The following is a 21,800-nucleotide window of genomic DNA, read 5'->3' as shown; positions in this document are numbered from 1 at the left end:
TCCCCGAGCGTTCTCAGGGTCGCCAGGGCCGACTTCCGGGGCGTCCCCGATGTCGCTCGGCCCGCGCTGGGTCGATGCTGAGGTCGTGGACCAATCCCGCTCTCCCGTCACGGAATCGGCACGTGTGCCCGCCTCGTGGGTGCCGCTGCTGCTCTTCGCCTACGGTACCTTCCGCTTCATCGATCGGATCGGCGGAAGCGATCGGTCCGGGCCGTGGTGGGTCATCGGCCATGTGTGCTTCCTCGGCGCCATTCTCGGCATCGCCGCTCTCATCGTGCTGCTCTGGCGCGAACTCGATCGGTCGATCGTGACCGACATCGCGGACGTCGCCGGCGTGGCCGGGGCCGCAGCGTTCGTCTGGGTGGTCCTCGGCGACATCTTCCCCGCCATCGACGATGCACCTGACCTGGTCACCGCGCTCGGCCCACCCGCGTTCCTCATCGGGCTGTTCACGCTATTGGGCGTCGCGGCCCGTCGCGGTCAGTTCCCCTGGCCCCATTGGGTTCTCGTGGTGATCGGCTTCGGCTGTGTCGTCGCGTCGCTCGACCTGTTGCCGTTGGCGGCCATCGTGTTGTTGTTGGGTTTCGAGCCGCTTCGGACGCTTCGGCGGCTGGTCGGCCACCGGCCGTCGGAGCGCGTCCCCCGGTGACGCTCGTCCGACGGCACTGTGACCGGTCAGCGATTGTCAGGCGACCATGCCGTGCGGATCGATGACGTACTTCTTCGCGGCACCCTTGTCGAAGTCCGCATAACCCTGCGGCGCGTCGTCGAGACTGATGGTGGTCGCGTTGACCGCCTTCGCTATCTGCGCCTTGTCGTTCAGGATCAGGTTCATCAGCTGCCGGTTGTATCTCTTCACCGGGCACTGCCCCGTCGTGAACGAGTGCGACTTGGCCCAGCCGAGCCCGAGGCGGACGCCGAGCTGGCCGACCTTGGCGTTCTCGTCGACTGCGCCCGGGTCACCGGTCACATACAGGCCGGGTATGCCGAGCGACGCACCGGCGCGCGCGATGCTCATGATGTCGTTGAGCACCGTCGCGGGCGCCTCGTCCGCGCCGGACCCATGCCCGCGCGCCTCGAAGCCGACCGCGTCGACCGCCGCATCGACCTCGGGTTCACCGACGATCTGCTCGATCTGATCCTCGATCGACGCGTCGGTGGACAGGTCGATCGTCTCGCAGCCGAAGCTCTGCGCCTGCTTGAGCCGGTCCTTGTTCATGTCGCCCACGATCACCACGGCGGCACCGAGCACCTGCGCGGCGTGTGCGGCGGCAAGACCGACCGGGCCCGCGCCCGCGACATACACGGTGGAGCCGGTGGTCACCCCGGCGGTGTAGGCGCCGTGGTAACCGGTCGGGAAGATGTCGGACAACATCGTCAGGTCCAGGATCTTCTCCAGGGCCTGGTCCCGATCCGGGAACTTGAGCAGGTTGAAGTCGGCATACGGGATCATGACGTACTCCGCCTGACCGCCGATCCAGCCGCCCATGTCGACATAGCCGTATGCCGCGCCGGCACGAGCAGGGTTGACGTTCAAGCAGATTCCGGTCTTGCCCTCGTTGCACATACGGCATCGACCGCACGCGATGTTGAACGGCACCGAGCAGATGTCGCCCTCCTTGACGAACAGCACATCGTCGCCTGTTTCGACGACCTCCCCGGTGATCTCGTGTCCGAGGCTCTGCCCGACGGGTGCCGTCGTACGACCGCGGACCATGTGCTGATCGCTACCGCAAATATTCGTGGTGACGAGTTTGAGGATGGCCGCGTGGGGCGCCTTCTTCTTCAGCTTCAGCCCGGACGCGACGTCCTCGGGCAACTCCAGCTTCGGATAATCAATGGATTCGACGGCGACCTTGCCCGCGCCCTTGTAGACGACGACCCGGTTTCCAGTCATGTGAGTGGCTCCAATCTCAATCGATCACGGCGTTGGTGTCGTGAGGTGGACCTTTCCAACGTAACCCCGCGCGCAAGGGCGACCCGGAGTGTTTCCCCGAATCACTCTCGGCAGATTGCTCAGACCCGCAGTGCCCGATAGCGGTGCTCGGGCCGTCCGGCCGATCCATACCGCAACTGCAGCTTCGCCATGCCGTGCTGCTCGAGGTAGCTGAGGTAGCGCTGCGCAGTCGCGCGGCTGATGCCGATCGCCTCGGCGACCTCGGTTGCGGACAGATCGGTGTCGCTGTCGCGAATGGCCTTCAGCACGGACTCCAGAGTCGCGGCGGAGTGTCCCTTCGGCAGCAGGGTCGCGGGGCTCTGCGTCGGGCGCAGCATCCCGAACAACTCGTCGACATCCGACTGCCGAGCGTGATCCGGCAGCTCGGCCAGGTGCAGCCACATCCTCCGGTATGCCGTCAGGCGCTCGCTCAGCGCGCTGAACCCGAAGGGCTTGACGAGGTAATGCACCGCTCCGAGTTGCATCGCCTCCCGGATCGAGGAGGTGTCGCGGGCGGCTGAAATCACCATGACATCAGGAGGTTTCGGCTCGTTGCGCAGTGCTCTGACGACCTCGAGACCGTTGCCGTCGGGCAGATAGATATCCATCAGCACCAGGTCCGGTTGTGTCCGTCGCGCCGTCGCCAACGCTTCTTCCGCCCCGTGAGCGGTGCCGATCACCTGGAACCCCGCAACCCGATTGACCATCGCGGCGTGGATCCCTGCGACCCGAAAATCGTCGTCGACCACGAGCACCCGCAGCGCACCGGCCATCATGTCGGCACCACCTCACTGGCCGATTCCTGCCGCGGCAACTGCACCCGGAAACTCGCGCCCGGCCCCTCGGACACCTCGATCGTTCCACCCATCCGGGTCACCATCCGCTGGATCAGCGCCAGGCCGAGTCCGCGCCGGCGGGACGACAGGTGCGCCTTCGTGCTGTAGCCGTCCCGGAAGATCTCCTCCCCCGCACCGGCCGGCAGGCCGGGACCGTTGTCGTCGACCATCACCGTCAGGTGGTCCGCCTCCTCCACGATCCGAACGACTACTCGCCGTGGCGCCGGCACGGTGGCGAGCGCCTCGAACGCGTTGTCGATGAGGTTGCCGAGGATGGTCGTCAGTGCCTGCACCTTCTCCGGCGCTTCACCGAGGCTCGTGGCGGGGTCGATCACGAACTCGATGCCGTGTTCACTCGCCTCGGCCGCCTTCCCGAGCAGCAAGCCGACGATCTGGTGCGCGCCGATGTGCGTCCGCAGCGTGTTGTCCAACTCGGCCGAGGTGCCCTGCACCTCGAGCACGAATCGCAGTGCCTCCTCAGGCAATCCGAGCTCCAGCATCCCGGCCACGGCGTGCATCCGGTTGGCGAACTCGTGCTGCTGCGCCCGCAGCGACTCGGTCAGGCCGCGCTCGCCGTCCAGCTCCTGGAGCAGCCCGGTGACCTCGGTGCGGTCGCGCAGGGTGACGACCGCGCCGTGCAGGGTCCCCGCGATGCAGACCGGCATCCGGTTGATGACCAGGCAGTGGTCGTCGGTGAAGACGATGTCGTCGGGCGTCGTCGAACCACCGGCGAGCATGTCGCGCAGCCGGCCTGGTGGCATCCGCTCCTCGAGCCTGCTGCCGATCGCCCCGGTCGACAGGTGCAGCAGCCGCTCGGCCTCGTCGTTCACGACCGTGACCCGGCCATCGGCGTCGAAGGCGATCACCCCCTCGCGTATGCCGTGCAGCGTCGCCTCACGCTCCTGCAACAGCTGGGCGATCTCGTCGAGTTCGAGTCCGAAAGTACGGCGCTTCAGCCGCCGCGCCAGCTGCCATGAAGCGAACGCGCCGATCAACAGGGCGATCGCGAACCACACGGCATACGAAGGGAGTACGCGCCACAGTGCACTGGACACCGAACTCTCCCGGATGCCCGCGGACACCTCCCCGACCATGTGGCCGTCCGGGCCGTAGAGCGGAACCCGGCCGTTCGCGGAGCGGCCGGTGCTGCCGTTGTCGACGCCGGTGTGCACCCGGCCGTCGACCGTGACGATCGGCTCGGACACCTTCTTGCCGATCAGTGCCGGGTCCGGATGCGAGTGCCGCACCCGGTGCATGTCGATGATCACCACGTATGACGCCCCGGACTGCCGCGCGATGCCGCCTGCGACGGACTGCACGGTGGAGGCACACCCGGGAGCCGGCGTCGCCATACAGCTGCGGACCTGTGGGACGCCCGCTGCCGCCTGCGCGATGGCCGCCGCCCGCGCCTCGAACTGCGAGTCCAAATGGCCACGTTCGGCTCGCGCGAGCAGCAGGAATCCGATGACGATCGTGATCGTCAGGATGACCAACTGCGCCACGAAGATCTGGCTCGACAGCCGGCGCGTCCGATATCGCATGAGGATTCATTGTCGCGTCGAATCCTGGGGACCGACAAGGTTCATCGGCGTGATCAGAATGCGCTAAATGCGCATCTACGAGCCGAATCGCGAGCTTCTTTCGCAACGGCGACGTGATCGCGGTCACTTCCTACTGTCGACGATCAGCACCGACGAAAAGGAAGACTCATGACCGACCAGCAAGCCTTGCACGGACCTCCCGCCGGACGGGAGGGCACCGCCCGGATCGAGATCACCGGCCTCACCAAGCGCTACATCACACCCACGGGCGATCCGTTCACCGCCATACACGACGTCTCCTTCACCGTGGAACCGGGCCAGTTCTGCGCGATCGTCGGCCCCACCGGCTGTGGCAAGTCGACCACGCTCGGCCAGGTCTCCGGCCTGGAACGCCCCAGTGGCGGGTCGGTCCGGGTCGGCGGACACCCGGTGAACGGCATCACCAAGGGCGTCAGCTTCATGTTCCAGGCCGATGCGCTCTTTCCGTGGAAGACGGTCCTGGGCAACGTCATGATCGGCCCGATCCTCTCCGGCATGACGAAGAAGGCTGCCATCTCGCTCGCCCGGGACTGGCTGCGCAGGGTCGGGCTCACCGGATTCGAGGACAGATACCCGCACCAACTGTCCGGAGGTATGCGCAAGCGCGTCGCCATGGCGGCAGCACTGATCAACGAACCGCGGATCCTGCTGATGGACGAGCCGTTCGGCGCACTCGATGTGCAGACGAAGGCGATCATGCAGACCGAGCTGCTCGGATTGTGGGAGCAGACGCGCCCCTCGGTCCTGTTCATCACGCACGACCTCGACGAGGCGGTCGCCCTGGCGGACCGGGTGCTGATCATGACCAGCAGCCCGGGATCGATCAAGCAGAGCTTCGAGATCGACCTGCCCCGCCCGCGCGGTGAGGTGCAGGAGATCCGGCACGAACGACGGTTCCTCGAGCTGCAGGACCAGATCTGGTCCTCGCTGAAGGACGAGGTCGATCGCGCCTACGCGCAGACGGCAGGTGCGGCGTGATGGTGGACACCCGCCCGGTCGACCAGCCGGCGCCGGAGCAGACCGAGCAAGAGGTGCAACAGTCCGCCAGGCACGACCGACGCGTCCGTGCGACGCGGGTCTGGATCGGCCGAATCATCTTGCCGGTGTTGGTGATCGGCGGCTGGCAGGTCTGCACCGCCACCGGCCTCGTCGACAAGTTCTTCTACGGCCAGCCGTCGATGGTGTGGCAGTCATTGGTCGACCTCTTCACGAAGGGGACGGCCTTCGGATCGATCTGGTTCAACCTCGGCGTGACGATCAAGGAAGCCGTCTTCGGCTTCCTGGTCGGCACGGTCAGCGGGATCTTCTTCGGCCTGTTGCTCGGTCAGAACCGGCTGCTGTCCGATATCTGCAGCCCGTACATCAAAGCGCTGAACTCGGTCCCGCGAATCATTCTCGGCTCCATCTTCGTGGTGGCCTTCGGTCTCGGCCTGCTCCCGAAGGTCCTACTCGCCGCGGTGCTGGTGTTCTTCATCGTCTTCTTCAACGCGTTCCAGGGTGTGCGTGAGGTCGACCAGAACCTGATCTCCAACGTTCGCGTCCTCGGTGCGTCCTCGCTGCAGGTGGCCAGGCATGTGACGATCCCATCCGCCCTCACGTGGATCATCGCCAGCCTGCACACGGCGTTCGGCTTCGCGATCATCGGCGCCCTGGTCGGTGAGGTCCTCGGCGCTCAGGCGGGCATCGGCCTGATCATCGTGCAGGCACAGGGTCACTTCGATCCCAACACCGTGATCGCCTGCATGGTCCTGATGGCCGTCGTCACCCTTCTCGCCGAGTACTTACTGACTCTGCTCGAGAAGCGCGTCCTGTCCTGGCGGCCGCCGAGCAAGACCGAATCCCAGGCCATTTGAACACCCACCCCTTGAAAGGCACCCATCCATGTTCACGCGCATCCTGTCCATCACAGCCATCGGCACCCTCGCTCTCGCCACAGCCGCCTGCGGCAGCGGAGGAAGCGGCGGCGGCTCGTCCGCAGCGGCCGGCGGAGGTGGAAGCTCCGCCGGCGGCGGGTCTCTACCCACCGTCAAGCTGATGGTCGGCGGTATCGACAAGCAGATCTACCTGCCCTATCAGCTCGCCCAGGACCTGGGCTTCTACAAGAAGTATGGCGTCAAAGTCGACCTGTCGACCGAGCAGAACGGCGGGGTCGGCGCCGAGGAGGCGATGGCTTCCGGCCAGGTCGACATGGCCGGCGCGTGGTACATCCACACGATCGACTTCCAGTCCAAGGGCAAGGACGTCATCGGCGTGGTCCAACTGTCCGGCGCCCCGGGCGAACGCGAGATGTGCGGCACCAAGAGCGGTGTCCACTCCGCCGCCGACTTCAAGGGCAAGACGCTCGGCGTCACCGACCTGGGTTCGGGCACCGATGAGCTGACCCAGTTCCTCGCCTCGCAGCACGGGATCACCCGCAAGCAGTACAAGACGCTTGCGGTGGGGGCCGGCTCAACAGCGATCGCCGCGGTCCAGCGGAACACCGCTCAGTGCGTGATGACGACTCAGCCGACGGTCGGGGCGCTGGAATCGAAGAAGGTCGGTTACTCGGCCATCGACCTGGCGACGACCAGTGGTGCGACGAAGGTGCTCGGCGGCGCCTGGCCGGCTGCTTCGGTGCTCGCCAACGCCTCGTGGGTCAAGTCCCACAAGGCGACGGTGCAGAAGGTGGTCGACGCCCTCGTCGCAACGATGCACTGGATCAACACGCACTCCGCGACCGACATCGCGAACAAGATGCCGTCGCAGTACGTGTCCAACAGCACCATTTCCAAGTCGCAGTACATCGCCGGCCTCACCACCGACAAGGGGCAGTTCCTCCCCGACGGAGTCATGCCCGCCGGCGGGCCGAAGACCATCTACTCGATGGAGAAGGTGCTCGGGGTCAAGGTCGACAAGGTCAAGCTGGGCAACACGTTCACCAACGAATTCGCCCTGAAGGCCAACAAACTCGAGGGATTCAAGGTCACCACGACCCCGGCGAGCGCCGCCGGCTGACCCCGGTCATCGGAGGTATGACGAGCAATGCCCGGCAGAGAGTGCGCCTGAGCGCACGATCTGCCGGGCATTGCGTTGACCCGAGACTCGGACCGGTCAGGAACGGCCGAACCAGCTGGGGCGCGCGACGCGCAATCGCAGCACGCGCTCGGACTCGCTCGCCTCGCGCACGTCACGCACCCGGCCCTCGAGCAGCATGGTGAGCGACACCAGTCCGACGAGTCGGGTCGAGTCGTCGCGGTCGACGACCGGCATCTTGTCAACAGCGTTCGCAGCCATGGCATTTGCGGTCTCACGCAACGTCTGGTCCGCGTGCGTGACGATCGGTGCGGTGATGCACAGCTCCTGCACCGGCCGATCGCCATTGCCCTCGTGCATCGCCGTCTCGAGCTGGGTACGCGTCACGACGCCGACCAGCGTGTCGGCGCCCTCCACGACCGGGTAGAGCATCTGGCGTCGGGTCTCGACGGTGTCCGGTTCGTTCCCCGAGATGACCTCCAGCGCTTCTGCCGCCGACAGGTCGCTCTCGTAGCTGAGGACGTCGCGCGACATCACCTCGCCGACGAAGTAGATCTCGAGCGGGTCGACGTCATACTCACGCGTCAGGTGATAGCCACGCCGCGCGATCTTCTCGGTGAGCACCGAGCGCTTCAGCATCAGCGTGGAAAGCGCGAAAGCCGTTGAGGCACCGATGATCAGCGGGAGTATGGCGTCAAAGCGACCGGTGAGCTCCATCGCGAAGATGACGCCGGTGAAGGGTGAGCGCATCACGCCACCGAGCACACCCGCGAGCGCCACCAGCGCCCAGAAACCGGGGCCGACGTGCGGGAAGATGTTGGACTCGAGGGCACCGAGCGCACCGCCGATCATGAACATCGGCGCGAGCACACCACCGGACGTGCCGGATCCGAGCGACAGCGACCAGATCAGGGTCTTGACGATCAGGATGCCGACCACCAGGTCCATGCCGATGCTGCCGTTCAGCTCGGCCTCGATGATGTTGTAGCCGACACCGAGCGACTCCGGCACGATCATCCCGCCGATGCCGATGATGACGCCGCCGATGGCCGGCCACCACATCCAGTGCACCGGCAGCTTGCGGAACCCGTCCTCCGCGGCATACACGAGCATCGTCGCGACGATCGCGAGCAGGCCGGCGACGATCCCGGTGACGACGCAGAGGAGCTCGGCGACCGGGGTGATGTGCAGCGCGCCCTTGACGGGGAAGAGGACACCGTTGCCCAGCATCGGGTGTCGTATGACGGTGGCGACGCACACCGCGGTCGCGACCGGCACGTAGCTGCGCGGACGCCATTCGAAGAGGAGCAACTCCACGGCCAGCATCACGGCTGCGAAGGGCGTGTTGAAGGTGGCCGCCATACCCGCTGCGGCACCGGCCACCAGGAGGGTCTTGCGCTCGTCGGCGGTCAGCCGCAGGAACTGCGCGAAGAGCGAACCGATCGCGCCGCCGGTCATGATGATCGGGCCCTCGGCACCGAACGGGCCACCGGTGCCGATGGCGATCGCCGAGGAGACCGGCTTGAGCACGGCGACGCGCGGCTGCACCTTGCTGCCGCCCAGCAGGATCGCCTCGATCGCCTCCGGCATGCCGTGCCCGCGGATCTTCTCCGAGCCGTAGCGTGCCATCACGCCGATGACCAGACCACCGACGATCGGGGCCAGCAGCACGATGTACCAGTGGTCGTGACCGCCGCCCGGTGCGACCAGCTTGGTGTCGAAGCGCTGGTAGAAGACGGCGTTGGTGATGATCCCGATGAGCCGCAGCAGCGCCCACGCGACGACCGCGGCCATGGCGCCGACCGGGATCGCGAGGGCTGCGATGACGAGCAGGCGCGGCGTGGCGCGGAAGTCACCGAGGTGATGGACATCCCGCGGGACGTCGTTCGGTGCGATGGGGTGCGTCGTACTCATGACAACTCCCCCGTTCCTCGGATGTCGTCCTTCGCCTGAGCTGTCCTTCGCTCGCTGCGCTCGCTCAACGGGTCACTCTCTGTTTCGTCTTTATATCGTGACACGATTATGTCGTGCGACGACATAATATAGGGTTGGTCAAATCGTCCAGAAGGAGTCTCAGCCTGTGACCTCCCGTCCGCGCGTCACCGACGCCGACTACACGCGTCTGCTGCGGCTGCGCACCCGCCTGCGCAAGTTCGAGCACTGGAGCGCCGAGCAGGCGGGGACGATGGGACTGACGGCCAGCCAGCACCAGCTGCTGCTGGCGATCCGCGGGCACGGCGGCCAGGACGCCCCGACGATCGGTGATGTCGCCGACTATCTCCTGGTGCGCCACAACACAGCGGTCGAGCTGGTCAACCGCACCCAGGAGCTCGGGCTCATCGACCGGCAGCGCGACGGCGCCGATCATCGGGTCGTGCGCCTGTCCCTCACCGACGAGGGCCTCAAACGCCTCAACGCACTGTCCGCCGACCACCTCGAGGAGCTCGCCCGGCTGGCCGCGGTCGTCGACGAGCTCTTCGACACCCTGCATCGGACGTAGCCGGGCCGGCCGGAGACGCCGCGCCCGCGGGCGGTTACAGCATCCCGACGAAGGCCTGCAGCAAGGGACCGACGTCCTTCCAGGCGTGCCCGATGAGATCCAGATCCCGCATCAGCATGTTCTTCGGGTCCTTGTACTGCAGGATGCCGAGACCATGCGAACTGGCCAGCACCGCGGCAGGAACCTGGTTGGTCCAATAGCAGGTGCGGTCACTCGGCAGACCCGGGATCCACGTGCCATCGACGCCGTACTGATGCTTCGCGGCGTCGATGTCGGTCGGCCAGATCGCCTTGTTCTGATCGTCGAACAGCACCGGGAAGGCACTGCCGTGGAAGCCGGTGAACTCGTTCGTGGTCCAGATCCGGGTGTGGCCGGAGATGAGCCCGGTGCGTGCCGCACTGGCCGTGCTGTTCATCCACTGACCGGTGTCGAGATGCTGGTCGTCGGTGTTCGCCGAGGTCAGAGACCAGTTGTGCCACGTGTTCGATGCCCAGACCGGACTTCCTGCCGCGGTGTAGATGACGAAGTTGCCGTCGTCCTGCAGCACCGCCGAGACGCCGCCCCTGCCGTTCGTGCCGGATGCCCACAGGGCCCGGTTGAAGATGTCGTAACACACGAGGTTCCCGTCCGTCTGCATGATGGCGCGGACGACGGTGGTCCCCCAGGTGTGTGACGACCAGAGAGCGACCTCATCGTCGTTCCGGTAGAGCACGAGGTTTCCATCGTTCTGCAGCACCAGACGGACGCGGCCGTTGGGCGAGTCGATGCGACCACCGCGCAGGAGTTGCTGTCCCGCGAGGAGCCGGTCGCTCGGGTGAGCGGTCGAGGTCGTCGAGGCCGTCGAGGCCGTCGAGGCCGTCGAGGCCGTCGAGGCAAGGTGATCGCCATCGGGCTCGACCGGGTCGTGATCCTTAGCTGCGTCGATCGGTGCGGGCGCTGTGTGCTGGTGGAACGTGTTGCTGCGAAACGTGGTGGTGTCCATCTCGGTCCCTTGTCCTGTGAGTTCGGTGTGGCCTGGTGGCCACACGATCGAAGAGACGGATGCAGCCGCCGCTGATACACCACCGACGGACTTTTCCGACGACGCCCCCTCGGACCGACGATGCCGGACTTTGGCAGGATCGGCGCATGAGCAAAAGCACCGTGCCGGCCGAACTCGCCGACGACACAGTCATTCTCGACGTACGCCGCCAGGACGAGTGGGATGCCGGCCACGCGCCGACGGCGGTCCACATCCCCTTCGAGGAGTTGCAGAGTCGCCTGGGCGAACTGCCCGCCACGGACGGGCCGATCCCGGTCGTATGCCGCGGCGGCGGACGATCCTCGCGCGCGACCAAGTGGCTCAACGACATGGGCTACGAGGCCGTGAACGTGGCCGGCGGGATGAAGGCGTGGCACGCCGAGGGCAAGCCGATGGAGAGCGCGGGCGGCGCTGACCCGAAGGTCGTCTGACCTCACCAATCCGTGCAATAGCGCTCCCCGGGCCGGCGGATCAGCAGTATGTTGCGAAAACCCCTGGTCACCCGACCAATCCTGGGAAGGTTTTCTGCTCGAAGGAACGCCCATGAAGCGCATGTCGTACGCCAAACTCGCCCTCGCAACAGCTGCGGCCGCCGGCCTCACGGTCTCCGCACTGCCCGCCTACGCCGCCAGTCCGGACGGTTCATTCACCTACCGGGTCAAACCGATCGTGGTCAAGTCACACTTCGGCAATACTCCTGCCGCGCTGCCGACCGGACCGTCCGACTGCCTGGCAGCCACCGGCGGTGAATTCGCCTGCCAGACACCGCAAAGCATCCGGGCGGCATACAACATCCCGGGCACCATCAACGGTGCGCCGGCCGGCACCGGCCAGACCATCGTCATCGTCGACGCCTTCGGCAGCCCGACCGCAGCATCGGACCTGGCGACCTTCTCCACCGCCTTCGGACTGCCGCAGGCGGACCTGTCCATCCACTACCCGGGCGGCAAGCCGACATGGAACGGCCGCGGCACCCAGTTGGGCTGGGCACAGGAGACCTCGCTCGACATCCAATGGGCGCACGCGGTCGCACCGGGCGCCAAGATCGCGCTGGTCGTCGCGGCCAACGACCACGGCACCTCGCTCGACAACGCGGTGCGGTATGCCGTCGACAACAAGCTCGGCAACGTGCTGTCGATGAGTTACGGCGAGCCGGAGAACCTCATCCACGGCAACAGTGCCCAGCAGTCGCAAGCGCACAAGACCTTCGTCAAGGCTGCGGCGCAGGGCATGTCGGTCTTCGCGTCCTCGGCCGACGCGGGGTCGGACAACGGCGCCGGCTACGAGAACTTCAGTCTGCCCGCGGCGGATCCGCTGGTCACCGCGGTCGGCGGCACCAACCTGTTCGCCGGCAGTGGTCTGCCCGAGCCACAGGAAACCGTCTGGGGCGACTTCGCGAACTGTCCGACGAACTGTGCCGACGGACCGTTCGGCGCCACCGGCGGAGCGCCCAGCCTGCTGACCGACAAGCAGGGTTCGGATGTCGCCTACAACGGCAGCGTCTACACCGGCGTCCTCACCTACCTGGGCATGATGGGCGGTGACGCCAACGGCTTCTACTTCTTCGGTGGCACCTCCGCCGGCTCACCGCAGTGGGCGGGCATCGCCGCGGACATCGATCACGCCACCGGGTCGAAGCTCGGCAGCGTCAACAACTACGCGCAGAGCTGGGCCGGGAGCGGCCTGCTGTATGACGTCACGGAGGGCAGCAACTCGACGCCGACCTTCTCCGGCGGCTACTCCGCAACGACCGGCTGGGACTCCCCCACCGGCTGGGGCACACCGGATGTCGGGTCGATCATCGCCTCGCTGTCGAAGTGAGCGGCTGACCGATTCAGCAGTTCCGATTCAGAAGCTCCGATTTCCGCAATTCCGTTGAGCGGCATACCTGTTGGGTATGCCGCTCAACGGCGCTCCGGCCCGGGCCATCCGACCGCACCGGAGAAAAAGGCGCACACCGACCGGCCACAAGCTCACACTGGCACCCCCGGAGTCTGCTCAAATGGGAGCAGTGATCGCAAAGGGAGGGGCGACCATGACCACCACACACTCCGGCTCGGCGCAGCTGGGCACCGACGCTGTCAGCAGCACGCGCTTCGTCGCCCCCGGCATCGACAGCCTCAACGTCCGGATGGGGCCCAGCTCGGCATACCCCGCAGTCGGGTTGCTGATGCCGGGCGCCCGGGTGACCGGCATGTCGTACGCCGGGTGGCTGCAGATCACCGAGGGCCCCCTCGTCGGCGGGTGCGTGAGCACCGACTACCTGACCGGCGACCGGCCGACCGCAACCCCGTCGACTCCGTGCCCGCGCATCGTGGGACGGGTCACCACCGACAACCAGTTCGCCAACATCCGCTCGGGCCCAGGCTTCGGGCACCGGATCGTCGGGCGTTACGCATGCCACGAGCAGGTGACCGGCGCCCTCGTCGACGACGGGCCGTGGGTCCGCACCGAACGCGGCTACGTCAACGCCGGCACGATCGCCATCTACGCGACCAACCCCGCTGCCCTCAACGGCTGCATCCCGTTGCGCCTACTGTCGCCAATCCCGTTGTGCTACAACGCTTCAGCGCACTTCGAGCCCGGTTACACCCCGGACACACCGCGTTACCTCAACGGCTCCGCGCTCGCCGCGCTGCATCGCCTGCAGGCGGCGTTCAAGCGACGCTTCGGCCATTACGCCACGATCGACCTCACCTATCGCTCGTATGACGAACAGCAGTACTGGCACCGGAAGTTCGGCAGCCCGCGCGCCGCGCACCCCGGCACGTCCAACCACGGGTACGGCCTCGCGATCGACTTCGAGGAACGCGACGAGCCGTGGATCTACTCGTGGGGCGCCGTCGCCAACCGGTGGTTGCTGACCCACCAGTCCGGATTCGGTTTCGACAATCCCTACGCCGCCACGCTGCAGGAGGGCGAGGACTACCACTTCAACTTCGTGGGGTGAGGTTCAGGGCTGCAGGCCGCGGGCCTTCAGCGCAGCGCTCGTGCGATCGGCGGCGTGCAACTTGTCGAGGATCCGGGACACGCGGTTCTGCACGGTTTTGACCGACAGGCCCAGGCTGCGGGCGATCTGATGGTTGCTCGCACCCGTGCCGATCAGGGTGAGGATCTCGACCTCGCGGGGAGTCAGCCCGCCACCCGGTGTCGCGACCGCCGGTCCGTCCGGCGGACGTCGGGTGAGTAGGCGGCCGGCCAGCTCCGCACCGAAGACGGCGCCGCCCGCCGCCACCGTGTGGATCGCCGCCGCGATCTCCGCGGCAGGAGCGCCCTTCAGCACATAGCCGCGGGCGCCGGCGCTCACCGCCGCGAAGACGCTGTCGTCGTCATCCACCATGGTGATCACCAGCACCGCGATCCGCGGATGGGACGCCAGGATCGCCCTGGTCCCCTCGACCCCCGACAGTCCCGGCAGGCTGAGGTCCATCAGCACGACGTCCGGTGGCTCGGCCGTCACCGCGGCGACCGCCTCCTCCGCAGTGCCGACCGACCCACTCACCGTGAGCCCGGGGATCGTCTCGATCAGTCCGGCGAGTCCGGACCGGAAGAGCGGATGGTCATCCACGATCAGCACGTTGGTGTTCGTCATGTCCGGGCAATTCCCTTCAGTACCAACGGAAGACACGCGGTGACGACTGTGCCGTCATCGGAGCTCAGCACTTCGAGCGTGCCTCCCAGCTCCTCCGCTCGCTCCCGCATCGTCGCCATACCGTTGCCTCCCGGCCCGTCGCCGGCCGGGACGACGGAGCGTGATCGGTCGACGCCGATCCCGTCGTCGGTCACCCGGACCGTCATCTCGACCGGGTCGGCCGCCAGGCAGATCGTCAGGGAGGTCGCCCGAGCGTGGCGCGCCGTGTTGGTGGTCGCCTCCTGCACGATGCGGAACGCCGCGACCTCCATGGCGGCCGGCAGGTTCGGCAGCGCCGCCGCCTTCATCCGTATGGCGACACCGGTCCCCCCGGTGAGCCGGGTGGCCATCTGGGTGCACGCGGCGACCAGTCCGAGCTGGTCGAGGGCCGGTGGCCGCAGCCCCTCGACGACACGTCGCACGTCGGTGACCGTCGCGCGGATGTCGTCGATCAGCTCGTCCAATTGCGGGGTTGCTGCGGCGGGATCGCACGGGAGGGCGGCGCGTGCCGTCTCGGCCTTGAGCGTCAGCGCGGCCAGCGCCGGACCGAGACCGTCGTGCAGGTCCCGCCGCAGCCGACGGCGCTCCTCCTCGCGGCCCAGCACCAGTCGTTCCCGGGTCCGCTGCAGGTCGGTGAGCAGTTGGCGCGAGTGCAACGCGGTGCCCAGATGCCCGGCGAGGTCCCGGATCAGTCCCCGCTCGGCCTCGCTGAGTGTCCGATCGCAGCGGTAGAAGAGCGTGCCGACCGGCCGACCGAGGGCGAGGAGCGGCACCGGGTTGGACTCGGGGTCGGACTCGGTGTCGAACTCGGTGCCGGACTCGGTGTCGAACTCGGTGTCACCGCCGACCAGGCGGTGTCCGCGCGCGTCGCTGACCGACACGTCGTCCAGATCCAGCTCGCGGGACAGTTGTGCGGCGGCGTCGGCGAGCAACCGCTCCAGGTCCGACGCCGCAGACAGTTGCTGACCGACGGAGGACAGCACGGCATACGGCTCCCGCCACCGCCCGTAGACCACCCGGGTCACGACGCGCTGCACCCGGTCGCGCAATGCGAGCAGTCCGATCGCCGCGATGGTTGCGGCGGCCACCGCCGGCCAGCCGGCCGCGTCGGCCGAGCTGAAGAATACTGTCGCGAGGACGACCACCACGACATACAGCCCGGCGGTGAGCACGCTGAGCAGCAGCCACAACAGCACCCGGTTGGTCGCCCGCCGCAGGTCGTACAGCCCGTAGGTGAGGGTCGCCACCGCGACCGCTACCGGGATCAGCAGCTGACCGAGATCGAACACCCACCGCCCTGGGGCGTGCGGGGTCGCCACAACAGCTACCAATGCGAACAGCAGGATCGCCACCTCGACCGCCGAGGCGATCACGAAGAGCAGTAACTGCTGGCGCACGATCGGGCCGCCCCGCCGCCATCGGGTGATCAGGGACGCGAGCGCGGCGAGCGCCGCCGCGCCCCCGACGACGGTCGCCAGGAGGTTGAGGCCCTCCAACGGCGAGTTCGACGGATCGCGGATCGGTGTCAGCGGTCCCCGCCAGTGCTCGCCGAGTCGGGTCTCGATCGGTGCCAACAGGTTTGCGACGATCGACAGCACTGCTGCGAGCACGATGACGCGCGGCAGCCAACGCCACCGCGGCCCGGCCACCCGGCCGTCCGGGAAGTAGGCGGGAATGACCGCGATGCCCACCGTGCCGGCCAGCGACCGGAACATCACGCCGAACATCACCAGCCAGCCGGCGGCCGGGACCGACCCGGGGTGGACGAGCAGTCCGTGCACGCCGGTCTCGGTGAGCGCTTCGCCGAGCCCGGCACTCACGGCGACGACCAGCATCAGCCAGCCGATCCGGTTGGCCGGCCGGGCGAGCGCGACGACCGCGCCGAGGGCCGCCGTCACCGAGATGGTGACGGCGAAGATCGCCTCGTCGAACCGGTCGGCCGGAGTCGCCGCATCGACCCAGGCCGCCTCGGATGCCGCGACGACGGCGAGCCCGAGCAGGGCGATGACCGCCACCGACCGGCGACGGTCATGCCGCATGGCGATGGACACGATCGAATTGTCCTACCGCAGGACGTTCAGCCGCAGGTGAACCGGACGTGTGACGCGGAGGGAGGGCCGTCGGGATCCGACCCGGGCAGCCACTGCTGGTGCTGTTCGTTGTGGACGGTGATCGGGTTGCCGCTCTGGTCGGTGCCGCGGAAGCTGAAGGTGAAGTCCGTGACGCTGTCCTTGTTGTTGAAGGACGCGCCGAACCACTGGGTGTTGTGGCCGGTCAGCACCTGGTCGGGCGGCCCGATGATCTGCGACGAGATCACGTTGTCGTCGGAGTCGGCGACGATCTGCACCGAGCTCGGCGGGTAGAGGGTGATGGTCGCGGCGCCGGTCCAGGTGTTGGAGACCCACGTGTCGCCGTCCTTGTTGATGTTGATGTGGAAGACGCCGTTGCCGGTGCCGGACTCGAAGGCCCAGTCGTTGTCGAAGTAGGCCGGGCAGGACGAAGAGTCCCCGGGTGTCCCCTGGCCGAGCCATTGCTCCATGTCCGAGAAGTGCGTCGTCGAGCTGCACGACGTGGAGACCGTGACGCCACAGTCGTCCCCGACCGTCTGGGCGAAAGCGGGTGTTGCGGGGAGCCCGACGGCTCCGGCGACGGTCGCGCCGATGACGGCGCGGCGGAGAAGGGTTTTCATCAGTGGACTTCCGTTCGTGAGGGTGGTACTGCTCGCCGGCCGGAAGTCGGCGAGCCATCGGGTATGACGCGCTCAGCCTCGCGGCGGCACGCTCCCGACCGGAAGCGGCGGCTTCCCGGTTCGACCGGGAAGTTCTCCCTCGCCGACCTGCCGCGGTTCTTGTCTGTTGAAGCACTCACGCGGCGACCTGCGCCGCAGTAGTGTCGACGGGCCCGTTCACCGTCACGTCTTCGGAGATGAAACATGCATCGTCGTGCCGCACTGCTCGCTGCGATCACGGTCGCAGCAGCCGCACCCGCGTTCGCGCTCTCACCCACGGCCAGTGCCGAGTCCGGGCACCAGTCCCCGACAGCACAGTTGTCCCACCAGCGATCGGTGCAGTCGCTGTCGTCATGGGCGGATCACCTACTGACGCCTCGCGCGCACTTCACCATGGCGGCCGACGGGTCCAGCGGCCGGACGGTGGGCGGCGCCGGCATCCCGAACATCGACTCGGTGAAGTCGACGATCCAGACCTACTACAACGCGGATTCCACGGGCATCGCGAGCAGGACCTCCTCGCCATACATCAACCAGATGCACGCGATCCTGGCCAAGGAGACCAAGCGCCTCAAGGCGCTCTACAACCAGAGCGCCCGGCAGGGCAAGCAGCCGGCGATCGTCTTCGATGCCGACGACACGACGCTGATGACCTATGACATGGAAGACGGCGCCATGCACTTCAACTTCGATCCTGCGCTGCAGGACGTGTGGGTGCAGGGCGAGAAGTTCCCGGCCACTCCCGCGATGGTCACTTTCGTCCAGGCCGCCCAGGACGCCGGATTCACGATCTTCGGTCTGACCGGCCGCAATGACGACCAGAAGGCCGCGACCGTCGGCAACCTGCAGAAGGTCGGCTACAGCGGCTTCACCTCCGACCGCTTCTACACGAAGTGGACCGGCAAGGGTGAGAGCCAGCAGCCGTCATACATCACCTGCGCGACCGCGAAGTGCACGACCGTGGAATACAAGGCCGGCACCCGCAAGCACATCGAGTCGATGGGTTACGACATCGCGCTCAACGTCGGCGACCAGTTCTCCGACCTGCAGGGCGGGTACGCCGATCACACCCTGAAGCTGCCGAACCCCACCTACTACCTGCCCTCCCCCGACCTGCCCGGGATGAGCGAGCCGAAGCTGTCGCCGCGCACGCACTTCACGATGCAGGCCGATGGCTCGAGCGGGAAAACCGAAGGCGGAGAAGGCATTCCGAACATCGACTCGGTCAAGTCGACGATCCGCACCTACTACAACGCCACCGACGGCATCGCGAACAAGTTCACCTCGCCATACATCGATGAGATGACGCGGATGACGTCGCGCATCACCCCGGCGCTCTCCGCTGCCTGCGCGCTCGGCAGCGCCGCCGGCGCGAAGCCGGCCATCGTGCTCGACGCCGACGACACGACGCTGATGACCTATGACATGGAAGACGGCGCGATGAAGTTCAACTACAACCCGCCGTTGCAGGACGTGTGGGTGCAGGGGCAGAAGTTCCCGGCCACTCCCGGCATGGTCGGACTGGTCAATGCCGCCGACAAAGCCGGCTGCACGCTGATCGGACTGACCGGCCGCAATGACGACCAGAAGGCCGCGACGATGGGCAACCTCGCCAAGGTCGGCTACACCGGTTTCACCGAGCCGAACTACTACACGAAGTGGACCGGCAAGGGCGAGAGCCAGCAGCCGTCATACATCACCTGCGCGACCGCGAAGTGCACGACGATCGAGTACAAGTCGCAGACGCGCGCGCACGTCGAGGACGCATCCGGTGGCGGCTACACGGTCATCGCGAACTTCGGTGATCAGTTCAGCGACCTGATCGGCGGGCACGCGCTGGTGCCGGTCAAGCTGCCGAACCCGACGTACTACCTGCCGTAGAACCGCAAACCCCCTCTTGCCGAGAGGACACGAAACACACTGAGAGGACACGTAATTCGGCCCATTCCGGGCGGAATTACGTGTCCTCTCGATCGTTTGGTGTCCTCTCGGCGAAAGGGGCGCCGTGTTTTCCCTGGATAATGGTCCGGGTGAACCCGACTCGACTGCGCACCGTCATGGCCCGCTGGACCGTCTGGGCTCCTGTCCTGGCTTTGCTGCCACTCCCCTTCACCTTCGGCAAGCACGTCGGTGCCGCGTGGATCGTCATCGTCGCCGTGCTGCTCGGCGCCTCGGTGCTCGCGGCCGTGCATCACGCCGAGGTCGTCGCGCACCGGGTGGGTGAACCGTTCGGGTCGCTGGTGCTGGCGGTCGCGGTGACCGTCATCGAGGTCGCACTGATCGTGACGCTGGTGGTCAGCGGGGGCTCGGACGCCAGCACGCTGGCCCGCGACACGGTCTTCTCCGCGGCGATGCTGACCTGCAACGGCATCGTCGGAATCTCGTTGCTGGTCGGCGCAATGCGACACAACACGGTTACGTTCAACGCCGAGGGAACCGGCGCCGCGCTGGCCTGTGTGCTGACGCTCGCGACGATGTGCCTGGTGCTGCCGAACTTCACCTCGAGCGTCTCCGGCCCGGAATTCTCCGGCTCGCAGTTGACCTTCGCGGCCATCGCGTCGCTCGCCCTCTACGGTCTCTTCGTGGTCACCCAGACCGTGCGGCACCGCGACTTCTTCCTGCCGGTACGCCGCCAGGACTACCACCCGCTCGCGCGCGGCAACGGGTATGACGCAACGACCCAGGACGACCTGGCGACCCAGGACTCCGAGGGTGAGCACGCAGCGCCACCGAGCAACCGCGCCGCCCTGCAGAGCCTGGCGCTGCTGTTCGTCTCGTTGATCGCGGTCGTCGGCCTGGCGAAGGTCGAGTCGAAGCCGATCGAGGACGGCGTCCGGTCGCTGGGCCTGCCGCACTCGTTCGTCGGTGTGATCATCGCGGTCCTCGTCCTGGCCCCCGAGACCCTGGCCGCCGTCAACGCAGCCCGGCGGGACCGCGTGCAGATCAGCCTCAACCTCGGCTACGGCTCGGCCATGGCCTCGATCGGCCTGACCATCCCTGTCATCGCGATCGCGTCGATCTGGTTGCCCACCGATCTGCATCTCGGCCTCGGGCACACGCAGATCGTGCTGCTCGGCATCACTGCGGCCGTCGGGATCCTGACCGTCGTGCCGGGGCGTGCCACACGCCTGCAGGGCGGCATACATCTGGTGCTGACGGCGGCGTTCATCTTCCTCGCCGCGAACCCGTAAAGCTACTCGACCCGCTTGGTTGTACTACTCGAAAGGCGAGGATTCACAGCCACTTTCGCTTGCGGAAGATGACGAAGAGCACGAGACACACGACCAGCATCAGCACGATACCGAAGGGATAACCGAGGGCCCAGTGCAGCTCGGGCATGTGGTCGAAGTTCATGCCGTAGATGCCGCTGATCAGCGACGGCGCGAAGAGGATGGCCGCCCAGGCGGAGATCTTCTTGACCTCGTCGCTCTGCTCCATGCCCGCTTCGGCGAGCCGGCGCATCTCTTCGTTCTGGGTCTGCGCGACCAGGGTCGCATTGAGGCTGAGTATGTCGGCCAGGTTGCTCCGGAAACCGTCGACCCGCTCCACGACGCTGGTGGCGTGGTCGGTGACGTCGCGCAGATTGCGCTGCAGTTCCTCGTCGGTGCCGTACTTGTCGAAACCGGCCTCGAGCCCGGCGAGGATCTGCAGCAACGGCTTGGTCGCCCGCTGCAACTCGGCGACCTCACGCGACAACTCGTAGACGCGTCGGGACACCGCGGGGTCGGACTCGAAGACCTGGTTCTCGATCTCGTCGATGTCGTTCTCCAGGCCGGCGACGACAGGCGCGTAGCCGTCGACGACGAAGTCGATCATCGCGTAGAGCACCGCCTCGGGGCCGCGGGCCAGCAACTCCGGATCGGCCTCGAGACGCTCGCGCACCTTGGCCAGCTTCGGCCGGTCGGTATGCCGAACGGTCAGCACGAAGTCCGGCCCGATGAAGATGTGCAGCTCGCCGATCTGCACCGTCTCGGACGCGTCCAGGTAGATCGCCGGGCGCAGCACGGCGAAGAGCGTTTCGTCATACCGCTCGAGCTTGGGGCGCTGATGCGCGACGATCGCGTCCTCGACCGCCAGCGGGTGGAGGTTGAAGACCTCCGCCATGTCGTTGATCTGCGCCTCGGTCGGGTGGAAGAGCCCGATCCAGGCCATCGGCTTGTCGGGGCCGTGCAGCCGGTGCATCGCCTCGCGCAGCGACTTCGGCGCCTCGACCCGGTGGCCGTTGCAGTAGACCGCCTTCTCGACTACCGACTCCTCGACCGGCACCTCCTGGTCGCCGCGCCGGGGCTGCAGGATCCGCTCGGGCGCGACCTCCTGCGCCGACGGGCGAGCGGGCAACGCTGCCGTCGAGCGGAAGGCGCGGTTCCTCCAGTTGGGCACGATCCGAGCCTAGTGCCGCCCCCATCGCCGAGAGGACACCAAACGCATCGAGAGGACACGAAAATTGAGCCGATTCGGCCCGAATTTGGTGTCCTCTCGGTAGCGAGGTGTCCTCTCGGCAAGAGGGGTTGAGCCGTCAGTGCGTCGGTCGGTCAGTCGGTGGGCCGTCAGTGCGT

The 21,800-nt window shown here is 67.0% G+C and carries 19 protein-coding genes; 10 read left to right on the top strand and 9 right to left on the bottom strand.

The features are described from left to right. The first annotated feature begins 85 nt into the window (after positions 1-85). Positions 86-649 carry a hypothetical protein gene (locus VG502_RS19735; RefSeq protein WP_325551885.1) on the top strand — a complete coding sequence of 188 codons (564 nt, stop codon included), beginning with the start codon at positions 86-88 and terminating at the stop codon, positions 647-649. Between the two features lie 36 nt (positions 650-685). On the opposite strand, the gene fdhA is transcribed toward VG502_RS19735, so the two are convergent. The 3 genes from fdhA to VG502_RS19720 all read right to left on the bottom strand — a co-directional run bounded on the left by fdhA (position 686) and on the right by VG502_RS19720 (position 4,313). Beyond that, a complete protein-coding gene (gene fdhA, locus VG502_RS19730) occupies positions 686-1,897 on the bottom strand; it encodes a formaldehyde dehydrogenase, glutathione-independent (RefSeq protein WP_325551883.1) in 1,212 nt (403 codons plus the stop codon). Between the two features lie 119 nt (positions 1,898-2,016). After that, positions 2,017-2,712, bottom strand: a complete 696-nt coding sequence (locus VG502_RS19725) for a response regulator (protein ID WP_325551882.1) — start codon at positions 2,710-2,712, stop codon at positions 2,017-2,019. Further along, entirely contained in the window at positions 2,709-4,313 is a 1,605-nt protein-coding gene (locus VG502_RS19720) for a sensor histidine kinase (protein ID WP_325551881.1), read from the bottom strand. The genes VG502_RS19725 and VG502_RS19720 overlap by 4 nt, the downstream gene beginning before the upstream one ends. Positions 4,314-4,481: 168 nt before the next feature. Between VG502_RS19720 and VG502_RS19715 the strand changes: the two genes are divergently transcribed. The 3 genes from VG502_RS19715 to VG502_RS19705 are packed head-to-tail and all read left to right on the top strand — an operon-like array spanning position 4,482 to position 7,346. Beyond that, complete coding sequence (locus VG502_RS19715; RefSeq protein ID WP_325551880.1) at positions 4,482-5,330, top strand: ABC transporter ATP-binding protein; 849 nt, start codon at positions 4,482-4,484, stop codon at positions 5,328-5,330. Next, the gene (locus VG502_RS19710) at positions 5,330-6,205 is read left to right on the top strand and encodes an ABC transporter permease (RefSeq protein WP_325551879.1); all 876 of its coding nucleotides are present in this window, start codon (positions 5,330-5,332) and stop codon (positions 6,203-6,205) included. The genes VG502_RS19715 and VG502_RS19710 overlap by 1 nt, the downstream gene beginning before the upstream one ends. A gap of 28 nt (positions 6,206-6,233) precedes the next feature. Further along, positions 6,234-7,346, top strand: a complete 1,113-nt coding sequence (locus tag VG502_RS19705; RefSeq protein WP_325551877.1) for an ABC transporter substrate-binding protein — start codon at positions 6,234-6,236, stop codon at positions 7,344-7,346. Positions 7,347-7,442: 96 nt separating this feature from the next. On the opposite strand, the gene VG502_RS19700 is transcribed toward VG502_RS19705, so the two are convergent. Next, a complete protein-coding gene (locus tag VG502_RS19700; RefSeq protein ID WP_325551876.1) occupies positions 7,443-9,278 on the bottom strand; it encodes a chloride channel protein in 1,836 nt (611 codons plus the stop codon). Positions 9,279-9,444: 166 nt separating this feature from the next. Between VG502_RS19700 and VG502_RS19695 the strand changes: the two genes are divergently transcribed. Further along, positions 9,445-9,864: a MarR family winged helix-turn-helix transcriptional regulator gene (locus tag VG502_RS19695; protein ID WP_325551874.1), complete on the top strand. Its 420-nt coding sequence runs from the start codon at positions 9,445-9,447 to the stop codon at positions 9,862-9,864. Positions 9,865-9,898: 34 nt separating this feature from the next. On the opposite strand, the gene VG502_RS19690 is transcribed toward VG502_RS19695, so the two are convergent. Beyond that, positions 9,899-10,846 (bottom strand): hypothetical protein, encoded by a 948-nt coding sequence (locus tag VG502_RS19690; RefSeq protein WP_325551872.1) that lies wholly within the window; start codon positions 10,844-10,846, stop codon positions 9,899-9,901. 146 nt (positions 10,847-10,992) lie between these two features. Here VG502_RS19690 and VG502_RS19685 point away from each other — a divergent pair, with 146 nt between their 5' ends. The 3 genes from VG502_RS19685 (at position 10,993) to VG502_RS19675 (ending at position 13,835) form a co-directional block, all read left to right on the top strand. Continuing rightward, positions 10,993-11,316, top strand: a complete 324-nt coding sequence (locus tag VG502_RS19685) for a rhodanese-like domain-containing protein (protein ID WP_325551871.1) — start codon at positions 10,993-10,995, stop codon at positions 11,314-11,316. A 112-nt stretch (positions 11,317-11,428) separates the two neighbouring features. Next, on the top strand, positions 11,429-12,706 hold the full coding sequence (locus tag VG502_RS19680; RefSeq protein WP_325551869.1) for a S53 family peptidase: 1,278 nt from the start codon (positions 11,429-11,431) through the stop codon (positions 12,704-12,706). Between the two features lie 214 nt (positions 12,707-12,920). Beyond that, positions 12,921-13,835 carry a D-alanyl-D-alanine carboxypeptidase family protein gene (locus VG502_RS19675; protein ID WP_325551867.1) on the top strand — a complete coding sequence of 305 codons (915 nt, stop codon included), beginning with the start codon at positions 12,921-12,923 and terminating at the stop codon, positions 13,833-13,835. Positions 13,836-13,838: 3 nt separating this feature from the next. Here the strand turns inward: VG502_RS19675 and VG502_RS19670 are convergent, their stop codons facing one another. Genes VG502_RS19670 through VG502_RS19660 form a run of 3 tightly spaced genes read right to left on the bottom strand, consistent with a single transcriptional unit; the run spans position 13,839 to position 17,205 of the window. Further along, positions 13,839-14,477 (bottom strand): response regulator transcription factor, encoded by a 639-nt coding sequence (locus VG502_RS19670; RefSeq protein ID WP_325551866.1) that lies wholly within the window; start codon positions 14,475-14,477, stop codon positions 13,839-13,841. After that, positions 14,474-16,567: a sensor histidine kinase gene (locus tag VG502_RS19665; RefSeq protein WP_325551865.1), complete on the bottom strand. Its 2,094-nt coding sequence runs from the start codon at positions 16,565-16,567 to the stop codon at positions 14,474-14,476. Before VG502_RS19665 ends, VG502_RS19670 begins: the two co-directional genes overlap by 4 nt. A 26-nt stretch (positions 16,568-16,593) precedes the next feature. Further along, the gene (locus VG502_RS19660) at positions 16,594-17,205 is read right to left on the bottom strand and encodes a hypothetical protein (RefSeq protein ID WP_325551864.1); all 612 of its coding nucleotides are present in this window, start codon (positions 17,203-17,205) and stop codon (positions 16,594-16,596) included. Between the two features lie 243 nt (positions 17,206-17,448). Here VG502_RS19660 and VG502_RS19655 point away from each other — a divergent pair, with 243 nt between their 5' ends. Both VG502_RS19655 and VG502_RS19650 read left to right on the top strand, forming a co-directional pair. Next, entirely contained in the window at positions 17,449-19,125 is a 1,677-nt protein-coding gene (locus tag VG502_RS19655) for an HAD family acid phosphatase (protein WP_325551863.1), read from the top strand. Between the two features lie 176 nt (positions 19,126-19,301). Further along, positions 19,302-20,435, top strand: coding sequence for a calcium:cation antiporter (locus VG502_RS19650; RefSeq protein WP_325551909.1), 1,134 nt, complete (start codon positions 19,302-19,304; stop codon positions 20,433-20,435). Positions 20,436-20,478: 43 nt separating this feature from the next. Here VG502_RS19650 and VG502_RS19645 read toward each other — a convergent pair whose 3' ends face one another. After that, positions 20,479-21,537: a magnesium and cobalt transport protein CorA gene (locus VG502_RS19645; RefSeq protein ID WP_414655762.1), complete on the bottom strand. Its 1,059-nt coding sequence runs from the start codon at positions 21,535-21,537 to the stop codon at positions 20,479-20,481. Positions 21,538-21,800 lie beyond the last annotated feature (263 nt).

The organism is Flexivirga sp. (assembly GCF_035551235.1).
GTDB lineage: Bacteria > Actinomycetota > Actinomycetes > Actinomycetales > Dermatophilaceae > Flexivirga.
This window is presented reverse-complemented; position numbering and strand designations above follow the sequence as displayed.